The 16,351-nt window shown below is 33.0% G+C and carries 12 protein-coding genes; 8 read left to right on the top strand and 4 right to left on the bottom strand.

The window, feature by feature from the left end:
- Nucleotide 1 precedes the first annotated feature (1 nt).
- The 3 genes from Z053_RS0103420 (at nt 2) to ppk2 (Z053_RS0103410) (ending at nt 2,227) form a co-directional block, all read left to right on the top strand.
- On the top strand, nt 2-445 hold the full coding sequence (locus tag Z053_RS0103420) for a GNAT family N-acetyltransferase (protein ID WP_025663632.1): 444 nt from the start codon (nt 2-4) through the stop codon (nt 443-445).
- A 126-nt stretch (nt 446-571) separates the two neighbouring features.
- Complete coding sequence (gene ppk2, locus Z053_RS0103415; RefSeq protein WP_025663631.1) at nt 572-1,417, top strand: polyphosphate kinase 2; 846 nt, start codon at nt 572-574, stop codon at nt 1,415-1,417.
- Between the two features lie 3 nt (nt 1,418-1,420).
- Nucleotides 1,421-2,227, top strand: a complete 807-nt coding sequence (ppk2, locus tag Z053_RS0103410) for a polyphosphate kinase 2 (RefSeq protein ID WP_035094902.1) — start codon at nt 1,421-1,423, stop codon at nt 2,225-2,227.
- Nucleotides 2,228-2,281: 54 nt separating this feature from the next.
- Here ppk2 (Z053_RS0103410) and Z053_RS0103405 read toward each other — a convergent pair whose 3' ends face one another.
- Nucleotides 2,282-4,159: a M61 family metallopeptidase gene (locus Z053_RS0103405; protein WP_025663629.1), complete on the bottom strand. Its 1,878-nt coding sequence runs from the start codon at nt 4,157-4,159 to the stop codon at nt 2,282-2,284.
- A 131-nt stretch (nt 4,160-4,290) separates the two neighbouring features.
- Here Z053_RS0103405 and Z053_RS0103400 point away from each other — a divergent pair, with 131 nt between their 5' ends.
- Entirely contained in the window at nt 4,291-5,067 is a 777-nt protein-coding gene (locus Z053_RS0103400) for an alpha/beta fold hydrolase (protein ID WP_241459806.1), read from the top strand.
- Nucleotides 5,068-5,070: 3 nt separating this feature from the next.
- On the opposite strand, the gene Z053_RS0103395 is transcribed toward Z053_RS0103400, so the two are convergent.
- The 3 genes from Z053_RS0103395 to ychF all read right to left on the bottom strand — a co-directional run bounded on the left by Z053_RS0103395 (nt 5,071) and on the right by ychF (nt 8,844).
- Nucleotides 5,071-6,573, bottom strand: a complete 1,503-nt coding sequence (locus tag Z053_RS0103395; protein ID WP_025663627.1) for a response regulator — start codon at nt 6,571-6,573, stop codon at nt 5,071-5,073.
- 166 nt (nt 6,574-6,739) lie between these two features.
- Nucleotides 6,740-7,630: a DMT family transporter gene (locus tag Z053_RS0103390; RefSeq protein ID WP_025663626.1), complete on the bottom strand. Its 891-nt coding sequence runs from the start codon at nt 7,628-7,630 to the stop codon at nt 6,740-6,742.
- Between the two features lie 119 nt (nt 7,631-7,749).
- A complete protein-coding gene (ychF, locus tag Z053_RS0103380) occupies nt 7,750-8,844 on the bottom strand; it encodes a redox-regulated ATPase YchF (RefSeq protein WP_025663625.1) in 1,095 nt (364 codons plus the stop codon).
- Nucleotides 8,845-9,052: 208 nt separating this feature from the next.
- Here ychF and Z053_RS0103375 point away from each other — a divergent pair, with 208 nt between their 5' ends.
- From Z053_RS0103375 to Z053_RS0103360, 4 genes are all read left to right on the top strand, one after another.
- Nucleotides 9,053-9,577, top strand: coding sequence for a hypothetical protein (locus Z053_RS0103375; protein WP_025663624.1), 525 nt, complete (start codon nt 9,053-9,055; stop codon nt 9,575-9,577).
- A 200-nt stretch (nt 9,578-9,777) separates the two neighbouring features.
- Nucleotides 9,778-9,945: a hypothetical protein gene (locus Z053_RS31790; protein ID WP_165944061.1), complete on the top strand. Its 168-nt coding sequence runs from the start codon at nt 9,778-9,780 to the stop codon at nt 9,943-9,945.
- Nucleotides 9,946-10,189: 244 nt separating this feature from the next.
- Complete coding sequence (locus Z053_RS0103365) at nt 10,190-12,811, top strand: TonB-dependent receptor (protein WP_025663623.1); 2,622 nt, start codon at nt 10,190-10,192, stop codon at nt 12,809-12,811.
- Between the two features lie 417 nt (nt 12,812-13,228).
- Entirely contained in the window at nt 13,229-16,198 is a 2,970-nt protein-coding gene (locus tag Z053_RS0103360; RefSeq protein ID WP_025663622.1) for a TonB-dependent receptor, read from the top strand.
- The last annotated feature ends 153 nt before the right edge of the window (nt 16,199-16,351 follow it).

The raw sequence follows: 16,351 nt of genomic DNA, 5'->3' as shown, positions 1-16,351 counted from the left end.
TATGATTATTAGATTTGCAAAAGAAGAAGATATCAAACAAATTGTTTTACTGTGTAAAGCTCATGCTCTATATGAAAAAGCAACCTTTGATTCTAATGAGAAAGCAACATTACTTTTGCAATATCTTTTCGGTTCAGAGAATGTCTTAAAATGTGTTGTTGTAGAGCAAAATAACGAGCTTTTGGGATATTCAACTTTTATGAAACAGTTCTCTACCTGGGATGCTCATTTTTATATCTATCTCGATTGTTTATATCTTAAAGAAGAAACGCGGGGAAAAGGAGTTGGCACAAAAATAATGGCTTTGGTAAAAGAATTTGCTATATCAGAAGGCTGTACTATTATTCAGTGGCAAACTCCCGATTTTAATACCGATGCTATCAACTTTTATAAAAAAATAGGAGCAAAATCAAAAACTAAAGAAAGGTTTTTCTGGAAAGTGTAACCCTAAAAACGATATAAATATATTCTTCAAGTTTTTTTATGCTAAAGAATTGTTACTATAGTGCGATAAAATTCATTTTATTTTTACCTTTAATCGCTACTTACAGAATAACAAATTACAAACTTTATGTTTACACTTGAAGAGTTAAATCAAGTCAAAAAACGGAAACATTTGATCAATCTTGCAGATCAAAAAAACATCAATATCAAAAAAATATTACAGAAACTTCGATATGAAGAAGAATTACGTTCCCTACAAGGAGAATTGGTAAATCTTCAGCAATGGATTGCAAAAAAGAAGCTACGCGTTGCAGTAATTTTTGAAGGGAGAGATGCTGCTGGTAAAGGAGGGTCTATAAAACGATTTACAGAGCATCTTAACCCTCGTTCTATGCGTATTGTTGCGTTATCAAAACCTACCGAAGTCGAAAAAGGGCAATGGTATTTTAGAAGGTACATTAAAGAATTGCCTAATCCGGGAGAGATTGTTTTTTTTGATCGTAGCTGGTATAACCGTGCTGTTGTAGAACCTGTAATGGGGTTTTGTACCAATAAACAATATAAAAATTTTATGGTACAGGTTCCCGAATTTGAACATATGCTATATGAAGATGGAATTATAGTAATCAAGTTTTGGTTCTCGATATCGAAAGAAGAGCAGAAAAAACGTTTTGATGCAAGACTACAAAACCCATTAAAAGTATGGAAATTTAGCCCTGTAGATATGAAAGGGCAACAACTCTGGAATAAATACACTAAGTACAAGGAACAAATGTTCTCGAAAACCCATACAACATTTAGCCCATGGGTAATTGTAAAAACCAATAGCAAGAAAACGGCTCGTTTAGAAAGTATGAGATATGTGTTATCGAGATTTGACTACACAGGTAAATCCAAGGCAAAAACTACATTACTTCCTGATCCTAATGTGATCCTAAGGTACTATAGATATATTGAACAGATAGATATTTGATAAATGAAGACAACTCAAAAAACAAAACATATTAATCTTTCTAAAGAAGATCTGGAAATACTAAATTCTCCTATTGGTCTAAAATATCTGTTTATGGATAAAAAGACCGATGTTGAAAAGGTATTGAGAATGGTTAAATATGAAATACAATTAAAAGAACTACAGGCAGAACTTATCAAATTACAAAACTGGACCATAAAAAACAGGAAGAAAATAGTAATTATTTTTGAAGGTCGTGATGCTGCAGGAAAAGGTGGGGCAATTCGCCGAATTACTTCTCATATAAACCCCAGGCATTTTCGAATTGTGGCATTACCAAAACCTACTAGCGAAGAAGAAGGGCAATGGTATTTTCAGCGTTATGTTAACCAACTACCTACACCAGGAGAAATGGTTCTTTTTGATCGTAGCTGGTATAATCGGGCGGTTGTAGAACCTGTTAATGGGTTTTGCAGCGAAAATCAGTATACAACATTTATGGGGCAGGTAAATGATTTTGAAAGAATGATATTAGAATCTGATACATACCTCATTAAGTTTTATTTTTCTATCACCAAAGAAGAACAAGCTGCTCGTTTTAAAGATATTAAATCAAGCCCTTTAAAAAAATGGAAAATGACTCCGGTAGATGAAAAGGCCCAAGAGCTCTGGGAAGAATATACAAAGTATAAGGTTAAAATGTTTGAAAAAACGAATACAGAACTTTCTCCCTGGGTTATTATCGAGGCTGATCGTAAAACCGAGGCACGAATTAAAGCCATACAATATGTTTTAAATACGATTCCTTATAAAGATGAGGAAGTTATTTAAAACTAAAAAAGCCCCTTATACAAGGGGCTTTTTTTAGTTTTGTTTTATAAATACCTACCCTTTTAACCAAGCTTTTCTAAGCTCTGTTTGCTCTTTTGTAGAATTATCAATCACTTTAAGTTTTTTTCCTTTGGTGAAGGATTTAGTTACTTTAGTTTTAATAATAACTTCTTCTCCTGCCCTATTAAGTTTAACTTCAATATCATCACCTTCTTGCCATTGAAAAGTTGAGCCTAATATATTATTAGCATTCTGCAATGTCAATTTAGTACCATTTACCTCTACAATATCATCATTAGCTTTGGCGCCGTTTTCTGCCCAGAAACTATTTTCAGAAACTAAATCTGTAAAAAATATTGTCCCTTTTTCTTGGTTTCCGGCTACGATTAAAACTCCAGAGTTTTGAATATAATTTGTTTCTACCCGCTCTGATTCTACAGATAGTCCAACTTTTTTAAAGAATTCTTCATAGTTAATAGGAGTTTTCCCTACAACATGAGTTTTCAAAAACTCACCTATAGCAGGATAAGTCATTGCTGTAATTTCTTCTATAATGTTATCATCATTAAAAGGTTTGTTTTTACCATATTTAAGAGATAATTCTTTCATTAAAGATAAAATTCCTCGATTTCCATTACTTTCTTCACGCATTAGAATATCGATACACATTCCTATTAATGCTCCTTTTTCATATACATTAACATAGTTAGAAGCATAGGGTTGATCCAATATGTTTTCACTCATTACCGTAAAACTCATGGTATCATCAAATCCACTTGCACTCTGAATTTTACCCATGATTTTATCATAAAACTCCTGTTCTTCTACCAATCCCTGATTAACCTGAAATAAGGTCGCAAAATATTCGGTTACTCCTTCATACATCCATAAATGTTTTGAAAAAGTGGGTTTGTCATAATCGAAGTAATGTACATCTTCAGAATGCACACTAAGTGGGGTTACAATATGAAAGAATTCATGAGAAACTACATCAATCATTGCAGACGCCAATGCTTCATCAGGCATTTGCTCTGGCAATACTACTACTGTAGATGTATGATGCTCTAATGCCCCAAATCCTGTAGGAGCATTTTCTGTGCTAGGCGCTAAATATAAGTATATATCATAACGAGGCGTACTATTTATGTCTCCAAGGTATGCCTTTTGCCCTTTCATCATTTTAAATACCGTTTCTTTTATCTTAGCCGCTGTATGTACTTTATTTGGAGAATATATACTTAGCACAATTTTGATATCCCCAACCATAAATTCTTCGACATCAAGATTTCCATACATCATTGGGTTATCTGTAATTTCGAAATACCGTGTTGCCAAATATTTATCTGTAGTAACTGCTTTATCTTCACTAACTGTTGATCCTGCATTGGGCAAAGCAGAGGTTCTCTTCATTTCTGATGGTGCTTTTACCTCTAATGCATACTGATTATTTTTCAGTACATCAAAATATCCTATAAATCCATGAAGATTTAACACATAATTTTCTGGCTCTATATTGGTCCCAGAAGGAGAGAAAGGTGTACCGACATCTGTGTTTTCTATATCATAAGTATCATTAACCAGGTAGCTAATTTTATCAAGCTGCTTGGCATTTACAATCAACCATGTATTGGTGTCTTTTTTTTCTGTTTTAATTTCATTCCCCTGATAGTCAAAAGCCTTGAAATCATCTACAAATTTCCCAAAATCACTTACCGCATAAGTACCCTGCACCACTTTGGGAATACGATATTTTACGGTATCCTGAATAAAGCGTCCTGGATCTATAGTAACCGGAACTTTATCGTCTTTTACCTGGGTTAAATCTATAGCTGTTGCTATAGGTACATTTGTTGCTATATCATTTGTAGGATTACTGGTTCCACAACCAATTAATAATACACCAATGGAAATCTTGGCTAATGTTTTTTTCATTGTATTGGATTAACTATTTACTTTAGCTAGACTTAAAAAAATGTCTAGTGTGTCAATTTTGATGATGCAAAATATACAATTTGCATAGACTTTAGCTTATTTTTAGCACTTTTTATAACAAAACCATTATTTTGAATTTAATAATTGATAAACATCGGTTACAATTCTCTAAATACCCTGAGTCACTAGCACCAGAAAAGGTAACCATTATTTTTTTACATGATTCTTTAGGATGTATTGAATTGTGGAAAGATTTCCCCAAACAAATAGCATCAAAAACGGAGTGCAATATTCTTTCTTATGATCGCCAGGGGTATGGTAAATCTGCTCCTTTTATTACTTCTAAAAGAAATAATGATTACTTAAAAGAAGAGGCTTATATTCTAGAAAAAATAATACAAAATCTAGGATTGAGAAATGTGATATTATTTGGTCATAGTGATGGTGGTAGTATTGCCTTATTAACTGCAGCTTTGTTTCCAGAAAAAATTACAGGTATTATTACCGAAGGAGCCCATGTATTTGTAGAACAAGAGACCATTAATGGTATTAAGGCGGCAGTCCTTGCATATCAAAATACTTCTCTTAAAGAAAAGCTATATAAATACCATGGAGATAAAACTGAAGCTGTTTTTAGAATGTGGACAGAGACATGGCTTTCTGAAACGTATCAATCCTGGAATATTGAAGAATATTTACCTAAGATTAAATGTCCTTCTTTAATAATTCAGGGCAAAAAAGATGAGTATGGAACACTGGATCAGGTAAATTCTATTGTAAAAAATACATCGAGTTACTCTGAAGCTTTACTAATTTCTGATATTGGACATACACCTCATAAAGAGAGTACAGAAATTGTGGTTAAAAACGTCATTTCATTTATTAATAAGATATATCCTTCTCATTAAAAACTAAGGCAACAAATGCTTTGTTATAATGTTTTTAAGATCATTCTTATTTAATGGCTTATTAATAATATCATTCATTCCTATTTCCATACATTCTTCTTGCACTTCACTTAACTCTGCAGCTGTAAGAGCAATAATAGGTGTGATCTCATTAAATTCTCGTATACGTCTAGTAGCTTCTGTTCCATTAAGATAAGGCATATTTAAATCCATCAGGATAAGATCAAAATCTTCTTTTTTAACCATTTGCAAAGCATTAAAGCCATTCTCTACAATAGTACAGTCATACCCTATTATATTTAAAAGGTTTTTGGTAACAATTTGATTTATTTTATTATCCTCTGCCACCAATATTCGTCTATAAACGGTATTGATGTTATTGCTATTTGAATCTATTTCTTTCTCTTCCTTTTCATCTATAATTTCTAATTGTAAATCAAAATGAAACTTTGTCCCTCTCCCTTCTTTACTGTCTAAATAAATTTTGCTATCCATCATCTCTAAAAGGTTTTTAACAATAGATAAACCTAATCCTGTTCCTTCAGATTTATTAAACTCTCTACCTACCTGGGAAAATTTCTCGAATACAAACTCTTTTTTGTCTTCTGGGATTCCTACACCATTATCCTCTACTTCATACCTAATGGTAATCATCTCATTCTCTATAGAGAGGATTTTTATCCTAAGCCATATCTTACCATTTTCAGTAAACTTTGATGAATTTCCGATCAGATTAATTAGAACTTCTGATATTTTAAGAGAATCCACATTTAGTACATCTGGTAGTTCATTAGGTATTTCTAAAACAAGCTCATTATTCTTGTTTTTTGCCTGGTACTCAAAAGAATACAATAAGTTTTGAGAAAGCTTAAGTAGATTTGTAGGAGTCTTTGTAAGTTTTTCATTATTAGACTCAATCTTACTTATTTTCAATACTTTATTTATTAAATCCAGAAGATAGTCTCCAGAAAATTTTAATGAACTAAGTAATTTCTTGTGCTTTGGCGAAATATCTTTTTCTTCTAACAATAATGTGGTAATCCCTACCACTCCATAAAGAGGAGTTCTTAGTTCATGACTTACAGTAGAAATAAATTGAGATTTTGTATTGGTAAGTTTTTCTGCTTCTGCCTTTGCTTCAATAAGCTCTTCATTTTTTTCTTTTAAGGCATCACTATTTTTTTCCCTTACTCTATATTTTCGATACAATAAAAGCAAAATGATTAATAATAGAACAAGACTAGCCCATAGTATATTAATAATAGTATTTTTTCTGGCTATCTCTTCTAAATATGCTTCTTGTTTATTGTTTTCAAGCGCTCTTTGATATATATCTTCATCAAAGTTTACTTTTTTAACCTCTACCGGTTTTGATTTTCCTTTACTGGATTTCTCTAGTGATGCCACTTTGTTATCACCAATATTATCGTTTATTCGTCCATAACCAACAATACTAACATATACAAAGCAGTACAGTACTACTATCCTTAAGCCCCCTTTACCCATAAATATTACAAATCTAATTTACTTATCCAATCTTTTCTTTGGAAAGTAATCCCCTTCAACGTAAGTAAACACTTACTAATTAGAGTGTTAAATTAATGAAAAAACATTAAAAAAAGCTCAAAAATAACATTGAAACTTTTTATAGGTGAATAGATTTTACCATATCTTATTTTTTCTTTGAGATTACATATACACCAAGAATCACTATTGTAGCACCAATTATCTGAATCATTGACAAATTTTCTCCTAAAAGGAAATAAGCTAATAAAATTGTAGATACAGGCCCCAAACTTGCTATAATCGAAAAATTAGAAGCCCCAAGTTTAGCAATAGCTGCAGATACCAAATAAGAAGGTATAATTGTAGAAAAGACTGCCATGACAATACAAATAAAATATACTTCTAAGGGATAGTTCATTATATTTTGCCTATCAAAAACCAAATATTGAATAATTATACATAGAGATGAAACTATCATTGCGTATGAAGTAAAAGTTACAACACCAAACTTAGGAATTAACCATCCGCTCCCCACGAGATAAATAGCATAGGTTAATGCACTTAAGAAAACCAAAGTGCCACCAAGAATGACATGCGTAGTTTCAATTTGAAGCTCTCCCCAAAATGTAACGATTACACCTATATAAGTTAGCAAAATAGCCAATAGTTGTTGCTTCGTTATTATATTCTTCAAAAAAATACGTGAAATAATAATAACCAGTGTTGGATAAATAAAAAGAATTATTCGTTCTAATCCTGCCTTAATGTATTGCAATCCAAGGAAATCAAAATAACTCGCTAAATAATACCCAACGAACCCAAAAAATAAAATCCACAGGTAATCTATTCTTCTAATTTTATTTTTCTCGACTGGCTTTTTATACAAGGCCAATACAATGTATATTGGTAAAGAAAACAACATTCTAAACAATAATAGGTGCTCTGAGCTTATTTCAAATTTATACGCTAATTTGACTAATACTGCTTTTGCAGAGAATAAAACGATACCAACAATTGCCAGTACAATTCCGTAGGAGGATAACTTACTATTTTGCATTTTTCAAAAATAGTAGTATTGTTATTTTTGAAAAATCTAAGTACTTTCTAATTACGATACCCAACAAAAAACCCTTTCTAGTATTACCAGAAAGGGTTTTATAAATCAACAAGATATTTTTATACATTAAATAAGAAATGCATTACATCTCCATCATTTACGACATATGCCTTTCCTTCTACTCCTAGCTTTCCAGCTTCTCTCACCTTGGATTCGCTACCATACTTTACAAAATCATCGTATTTAATAACTTCTGCTCGTATAAAACCTTTCTCAAAATCGGTATGAATCACTCCTGCAGCTTGTGGTGCTGTAGCTCCTATATTAACCGTCCATGCTCTTACTTCTTTCTCGCCAGCAGTAAAATAAGTTTGCTGGTTTAATAATTTATATGCTGCGCGAATTAATACTGATGCCCCCGCTTCTTCTAACCCCATATCCTGTAAAAATAATTGGCGCTCTTCATAATCATCTAACTCGGTGATATCAGCTTCGGTACCTACGGCTAATACTATTACTTCTGCTCTTTCTGATGCTACAGTTTCTTTTACTTTTTTTACATAATCATTTCCATCGACCGCAGCCCCTTCATCAACGTTACAGACATAAAGTACTGGTTTATCTGTTATAAACTGTAATGGTTTAACATACGCGGTATGATCATCTTCAGAGATGTCGATTGCTCTAATCGATATCCCAGCTTCTAGCCCTTCTCTAAGTTTTAGTAAAATTGCTTCTTCCTTTTGTGCTTCTTTATTACCGGTTTTGGCTGCCCTTTTTACTTTATCTAGTTTTTTCTCTACACTTTCCAGATCTTTAAGCTGCAATTCTATATCGATCGTTTCCTTATCTCTAATTGGATCTACCGAGCCATCTACATGAACAATATTATCATTATCAAAACAACGTAATACATGTATTATAGCATCTGTTTCTCTAATATTGCCTAAAAATTGATTCCCTAATCCTTCTCCTTTACTTGCTCCTTTTACTAAACCTGCAATATCCACAATTTCTACCGTTGCGGGGATTACTCGTTCGGGCACTACTAATTCCTCTAGTTTCTCTAGCCTGGGGTCTGGTACATTCACCACCCCAATATTGGGTTCTATGGTACAAAATGGAAAATTTGCACTTTGTGCTTTTGCATTAGATAAACAATTAAACAATGTTGATTTTCCAACATTTGGTAACCCTACGATTCCTGCTTTCATGGTACGTATATTAATAATGGCTGGGATATATTCTATAGTTCGCTCCCAATTTTTAAGAGTGCAAAGATAATGCTATTCATCTATAGTAAACAAGTACAGATTCATAAGATTATTTAATAAATAGTTTATAGCAAAAATTACCAATTAAGATATTTAGATTTTAGCATATTTTAGTTTTTTTGTAAATTTATACCTAATAAATACACAAATGAAAACTTTAAAAACTCTAATCGTAGTGGTATTTTTGATGTTTACCGCTGTTAACCACGCGCAATCTGACGAAAAAAAAGACCAACAAAATTCTTCACAAGAAACAGTAACTAAGACGATTCGTATCAAAGGGCCTAATGGTGAAGAAAAAGTTATTAAAAAACAAGAAGTTATTACTAAAAAAGGCAAAATAAAGTTTAGCCCTGACGGTGAAGATCAAATTAATCAATCTGCTATTTATGAAGATGATGAAGTAGTAGTACAAAAGTTTGAAACCACTTCTGATATGGTAGGTTATACTAAAGTTGCTGATGAAAAAGGTTTTATAATGACTTTTTTAAATAAATCAGGAGATAAAGTAGCTAAAGTAAGACCACTTAGAAAGGGACTTTATATTGTGAACTCTGGAGGTAACGATAACTGTCTAGGGTATTTTGATGAAAACAAAAATTTCATCCTAGAAATGTATGATTCCAAAATAGATGAGGTAACCAAAATTGTATATAAATATCAAGAAAACTAAATATTAAACAATATTAATTTACAATTAAAACCGGATCTCTAATAAGATTCGGTTTTTTTATGATGTATATCATATAGATCTTTCTATGTAAACTTCTATTTATAAATAATTTATGATAAATAATAGGCACAGCTTTATTTGAAAAACCTAAATTTAGGTGATGATTTAAAATCATAGTATAAATCTTAAAACCAAAAATTATGTTACAAACAATTTTAAATTTTAAAGGAGTCCAGAAACTTAACAGAAAACAACTTCAGGTTATTAAGGGTTCTGGATGGCCGAGAAACGAACAAGATTGCCTAGCTTGTGGTGGTGAATGGAGTGCTCCCTTATGTGCACTACCATGGAATTCTCCATGTGCATAAGTAGTAAAAGTAATTAAATATTTCGAAACTTAAGGGTGTAAAATATCGACGTAAATCCTTACACCCTTAATTTATAAATAATGTTCATCTTTTTTGGTTTTATAAGCAATTTTAATACTTCTTTTTTTAAACTGCAATCGCCAATGAAACTAGGGATTCAATTAAAAAACACGTGAGAGTTTATGCTAAATACCAACCTTTTAGATATATTTAAGGACACAATCACCTTAAATAAACATTTTTTATGAAAAAAATCACACTCATTTTATTTTGCTTATTCACTAGTTGGTGCTTTAGCCAACAAGTAATAACAGGGACAGTTACTGACTCTTCGGGATCTCCGTTACCTTATGTAAATATTATAGAAAAAGGATCTGCAAAAGGTACGACAACAGATAATCAAGGAAACTACTCAATTGCTGTAGACGCAAATGCTATTCTTGTATTTAGCTTTATTGGTTTTGAGACACAAGAAATAGAAGTAGGAACACAAGAAAAAATAGATGTCACCCTCCTCGAAGGAGAATCACTAAGCACAATTATTGTGGTTGGGTCCAGAAGCCCAAAAAGAACTGCAACCGATACTCCTGTAGCAATTGATATTATCGATATGCAAGATATTATTACCAAAAGTGGTAAAATAGAAATTAATGAACTTCTGCAATATACTGCTCCTTCTTTTAATGCAAATAAGCAATCAGGATCAGATGGAGCTGATCATATCGACCCGGCAACATTACGTGGTCTTGGACCAGATCAAACTTTGGTTTTAATAAACGGAAAAAGAAGACATTCTTCTTCTTTAATTAATGTTTTTGGAACCCGTGGAAGGGGAAACTCTGGAACAGATCTTAATGCTATTCCTGCATCTGCTATTAAAAGAATTGAAGTCTTAAGAGACGGTGCTGCTGCACAATATGGTTCTGATGCTATCGCAGGTGTTATTAATATTGTTCTAAAAGATAATGTTAATAAATTAACAGGAAGTATTAGTTATGGCGCTTATAATGCGAATGCCAAAGGAGATTTTCCAGCAGGAACACCTAATACCGATGGAAATCGTTTGGATACAGAAAATGATGGAAACATGATTGCTGATGATAAAAATTTTGATGGAGGATCTGTAAAAATAACTGCCAATTATGGGGTAGAGATTGGAGAAAGAGGCTATGCAAACTTTACTACAGAATATCTTAGTAAACACAAAACATTACGTCCTGGTTTTGATTTCAGAAGAGGTTTTGGTGAAGCTGCTATAGATGGTTTTAATTTCTTTGCTAATGCCGCAATCCCAATATCTGAAAAAACTGAGATATATGCTTTTGGAGGAAGAAATTATCGTGACACAGACGCTTTTGCATTTACGCGTAACGACGGAGAGCGTGTGATACCATCAATTTATTCGAATGGCTTTACACCAAGGATAACATCAAATATCATCGATAACTCTGTTTCTGCCGGTGTTAGAACCGAAACCAAAGACGGTTGGAAAATTGATATTAATAATACCTGGGGTAAAAATAATTTTCACTATTTCATCAAAGGAACTTTAAATGCATCGTTACAAGGTTCTTCACCAACAGATTTTGATGCTGGTGGACATAGTTTAAGTCAAAATACAACCAGTCTTGACCTTTCTAGATATTATCCAAACATCCTTAAAGGATTAAACATTGCTTTTGGTACAGAATACAGAACCGAAAATTTCGTAATTTTTGCTGGTGAAGAAGGATCTTATGCAACGTATGATGTAAATGGTCTGCCGATTACAGATCCTGCAAATCAAACACAGCCTACGGATCCTCTTTCTGGAGAATTGAGGCCTGGTGGGTCACAAGGGTTCCCAGGATATAGTCCTGCAAACGAGGTGGATCGCTCAAGGTCTAACCTTTCTATATATGCAGATGCGGAATTAGATATTTCTGATAGTTTTTTATTAGGAGTTGCAGGAAGGTTTGAAGAATATAGTGATTTTGGAAGTACCACTAATGGTAAATTAGCTTTTAGAATTAAAGCTACAGAAGCTATTAATATTCGTGGATCTGTAAGTACCGGTTTTAGAGCTCCTTCCCTAGCTCAGATATACTACAACCTTAGGTTCACTGATTTCCAGGGGGGTATTGCAACCGAAACCTTATTATCTGCTAATAATAGCCCTGTAACAGCTTCTTTTGGAATTGACCAACTCGATGAAGAAACAGCGCTAAATGGAGCCTTAGGTGCAACAGCAACTTTTGGAGGGTTTACAGCTACAGTAGATGGGTACTATATTAATGTTAAAGATAGAATTGTATTGACAGGAACATTTGCGGCTCCTCAAATACCAAATGTAGCAGAAGCACAATTCTTCGCCAATGGTGTGGATACAGAAACTATTGGTTTAGATTTAATACTATCCTGGAAAGGAAACTTTGATTTTGGTAATATATCAGCAACATTAGCCGGAAATATTAATAATATGACTATTGAAGATGTAAACAATGGAAGCCTAGACGAAGCTACCTTCTTCGGAGAAAGAGAAAAAGCATTCTTATTAGCCTCTGCTCCAGAAAGTAAATTTGCTTTTAATGCTAATTATAGCAAAAACAAATTTAATGCAGGACTTGGCTTGACACATTTTAGTGAGATTGTTCTTATCGATTTTGCAGATACAGAAGATGTATATGGTGCTAAAATTACTGCTGATCTAAATCTAGGATACAAGTTAACAGAAAATCTAAAATTTACTATTGGAGGAAACAATATCTTTAATGAGTATCCTGATCAACAGAATGACGGAGAAACAGAAGCTGGTGGATACTGGGATGCTGTTCAAATGGGATTTGGTGGAGCTTATTACTATGCTAGATTAGATTTTAATTTCTAAAACAACAAAACACCTAAAAGTATATACTAAAAGACCGCTTAAAGCGGTCTTTTTACTTTTCATTTGTACATCCTTTCTTTTTTTCTTGTTTAAACATAAAACTAGAACTTTCTTAAATACAACATAACTCTTATCTTCTTAATAATAACTTATAGTGTTTTCCTACATCTGCTCATCGTTTTGAGCCTAAAATATAGCAGCCGAATTTGGCTAACATCCCACCAGAACAACTTCTATTACTACATATTTTAAGTATCAATTCTTAAGGTTTTCAAAGTAAAAAAAACACATTTTTTTATGATTTTTTCACATATATTTTGAAAAATTCATAATACTTTATGTTAAATACTATCATTTTTAAATATATTTAGCCGACAATCATTTTAAACCAACATTCATTTAAACACAAATTATTACATGAAAAAACTCGCATTTATTTTAATCGTACTATCCACAAGTCTGTGCTTTTCGCAACAGACAGTAACTGGAGTCGTCTCGGATGCAGATGGTTCTCCTTTACCTGGAGTAAATATTATTGAAAAAGGAACCAGTAATGGTTCTACAACCGATTTTGATGGTAAATACAGCATCGAAGTTAATCCAGAAAGCATTCTGGTTTTCAGCTATGTAGGCTTTAATTCTAAAGAAGTATCTGTAAATTCTCAAACGATCATCAATATCTCACTAAATAGTGGAGCAGAACTAGAAGAGATTATCTTAGTAGGATCCAGAGCCCTACCAAGAAGTAATACTACTTCTTCGCTTCCTGTTGATGTATTACCAGCAAAAGAACTAACTTCTACTGGTCAAATTACATTCGATAAAGCGTTACAATATAAAATACCATCATTTAATACCGTTCAAACACCAGTAAATGATGCTACTTCATTATTAGATCCTTACGAGATTAGAAATATGGGACCGAGTAGGACCTTAATTCTTATTAACGGAAAACGTAAAAACTTAAGTGCTTTATTATATACTCAAACCTCTCCGGGAAGAGGGGAAACCGGCTCAGATATTTCTGCAATACCAACAGATGCTATAAAACGAGTAGAAATATTAAGAGATGGTGCATCTGCACAATATGGTTCTGATGCTATCGCAGGTGTGATGAATATTATTCTAAAAGACAATCCCGAAGAAGGTTCGGTGACCATTAGATCAGGAATTACATCTGAAGGAGACGGAGAAACGATTGGTATTAGTTTAAATAATGGTAGTTCTATAGGAGAAGATAAAGGTTTTTTTAACTATACTGTAGATTTCTCTAAGGTAAGCTTGGCCAACAGACCAGGAACTGTAGATGCACAAGGGGAATTTGATGATTTTGTATTCACAAATCCAGATAGCTATAGCAGCTATTTAGATGCTGGAGGACAAGCTTTAGACGGGGGAGCTACACTAACAGGTCTTACGGCAGAGCAAGCTCAGCAAGAATTTATTGATAACTATGTAGGCACTCCTAATCATACTACCAGGCTTGCAGAAATCAATGCTGCCAATACACAAGGAAGAGCAGATGTTGATCAATTTTTGGCTCTTAAACCAGATGCCGGAAATATTAACGGGTCGCCAGAAACATCTGCAGCAAAATTTTTGGTAAACGGTGGATATGATATCAGTAAAAATACACAGATCTATATGAATGCCGCTTATGTGTATAAAAAAGTAAATAGTTTTGCTAATTATAGGACTCCATATTGGAGAACATTGACAGACTTTCCGTATCTGGCAGATTTTTTCCCTGATGGGCCAAATGGTCAATATATAGGGTATGTACCTACTTTTGAAGGAGATCTTAATGATTATAATGCAACCATTGGTTTTAAAACTAAAAGAAATGGCTGGAATTATGATCTAAGTTATACTACTGGGGGTAACACACAAACCTATAAAGTAAATAACTCGCACAATCGTAATACGGTATATTCTCCATCTACATGGATTGACTCTAATGACAATGGTACTGTAGATCCTGGTGAACTCACACAAGGTTCTGAATTGTATAGAGAAAATAGTCCTATATCATTTGATCCCGGAGGAACTGGATTCAGACATAGCGTAGGAAATATTGATATCGCAAAATTACTTACCGATAAAATCAGTATTGCTTTTGGAGCAGAATTTAGAACAGAAACCTTTGAAATTATTGAAGGAGATCTTGCCTCGTATGATGGCGGTGGTGCCGATTCATTTGCCGGGAATAGTCCCGAAAATTCAGGAACTTTTAACCGTTATAATTTTGGAGGATATTTGGATATAGCGTATGATATTACCGAAGATTTTCTGGTTAACGGTACAGTTAGATTAGAAGATTATAGTGATTTTGGTGACGCTTTTGTGTGGAAATTGAGTTCACGCTACAAATTTTTAGAAGATAAATTAACGTTAAGAGCCTCTATCTCTACAGGATTTAGAGCACCAACACTTCATCAAATTTATACTCAAAAAGCGCAATATAGTTTTGTTCCGGGAGCAGGAATTCAAGTTGGCGGACTAATAAATAATGTTTCTCCTCAAGCAAAATTATTAGATATTCCACAATTAGATGCAGAAGAATCTACAAATATAACTGTAGGTATTGGAGCTAAAATCAACAACAATATAAACTTCACAATTGATTATTACAATATTCAGGTTGAAGATAGAATTGTACTTAGTACCGAAATTGGAAAAACTGCCACCGATGCCGTTGGTAATAGTATTGGTAATACAAACCTTGATCAATTACTAAATAATAATAACCTAAATGATCTAAGCTTTTTTGTTAATGCATTAGACACCAGAACTTCTGGGATAGATGTCGTTGCAAATTATAAAAATATAGATCTTGCCGGTGGTTCTCTTGGGTTTAGTTTATCTGGTAATTATACAATAGAAAACGAAAGAGATGGAGATGTTAAGAATCCGGAAATTGTTGCGAATGCAGGACAATCTGTCGTTAACCTAACTCAGGAAGCTCTATTCTTTACCTCTAGGCCTAAGACCAAATGGATTTTGGGAACCAATTACAATATCGGTAAATTTGGGTTTAACCTAAATAATACATATTTCGGAAAAACAGAATTTAGACAACAAGGTTTAGGTCCTAATTTAAAAACTGAGTTTATCCCAAAAATTGTTACGGATTTAGGTATTGATTTTAATGCAACAGATAAATTTACTGTGTCTGTAAACGTTAACAATCTATTAAACGTTTTACCAGAATGGGAATTTAAATCTCTTAACGCTGCTGGTGATGCACTTCTTAATGATCCGGCAGAATTAAAAACCCGTTCTAATTTAATCACTTTTAATCAAAGGTATTCTCAAATGACATATAATGGTTTTCATTTTAGTCAATTAGGTACTATGTTTAATGTATCACTAAACTATAAATTATAGTTAATTAAATTAGAATGGATTGTTTAAATAACAGCTAAAAAACATCCATTCTGTCATATAAAGCAGAGTCGAAATATACCTAGAGTAAAAGATGATTGTCTTTCGGCTCTGCTTTACATGTCAAAAAAATAAACTTTTCTGCCCCTCTTATTT

Source organism: Aquimarina megaterium XH134 (assembly GCF_000520975.1).
GTDB classification, from domain to species: Bacteria; Bacteroidota; Bacteroidia; order Flavobacteriales; family Flavobacteriaceae; genus Aquimarina; species Aquimarina megaterium.
The sequence above is the reverse complement of the archived record's forward strand: the minus strand, read 5'-3'. Positions and strand labels throughout refer to the sequence as shown.

Excerpts from the sequence above, each read along its gene's own strand:
- Z053_RS0103420 (WP_025663632.1), top strand. The coding sequence starts at position 2 with ATGATTATTAGATTTGCAAAAGAAGAAGATATCAAACAAATTGTTTTA.
- ppk2 (WP_025663631.1), top strand. The coding sequence starts at position 572 with ATGTTTACACTTGAAGAGTTAAATCAAGTCAAAAAACGGAAACATTTG.
- ppk2 (WP_035094902.1), top strand. The coding sequence starts at position 1,421 with ATGAAGACAACTCAAAAAACAAAACATATTAATCTTTCTAAAGAAGAT.
- Z053_RS0103405 (WP_025663629.1), bottom strand. The coding sequence starts at position 4,159 with ATGAAAAAAACATTAGCCAAGATTTCCATTGGTGTATTATTAATTGGT.
- Z053_RS0103395 (WP_025663627.1), bottom strand. The coding sequence starts at position 6,573 with ATGGGTAAAGGGGGCTTAAGGATAGTAGTACTGTACTGCTTTGTATAT.
- Z053_RS0103390 (WP_025663626.1), bottom strand. The coding sequence starts at position 7,630 with ATGCAAAATAGTAAGTTATCCTCCTACGGAATTGTACTGGCAATTGTT.
- ychF (WP_025663625.1), bottom strand. The coding sequence starts at position 8,844 with ATGAAAGCAGGAATCGTAGGGTTACCAAATGTTGGAAAATCAACATTG.
- Z053_RS0103375 (WP_025663624.1), top strand. The coding sequence starts at position 9,053 with ATGAAAACTTTAAAAACTCTAATCGTAGTGGTATTTTTGATGTTTACC.
- Z053_RS31790 (WP_165944061.1), top strand. The coding sequence starts at position 9,778 with ATGTTACAAACAATTTTAAATTTTAAAGGAGTCCAGAAACTTAACAGA.
- Z053_RS0103365 (WP_025663623.1), top strand. The coding sequence starts at position 10,190 with ATGAAAAAAATCACACTCATTTTATTTTGCTTATTCACTAGTTGGTGC.
- Z053_RS0103360 (WP_025663622.1), top strand. The coding sequence starts at position 13,229 with ATGAAAAAACTCGCATTTATTTTAATCGTACTATCCACAAGTCTGTGC.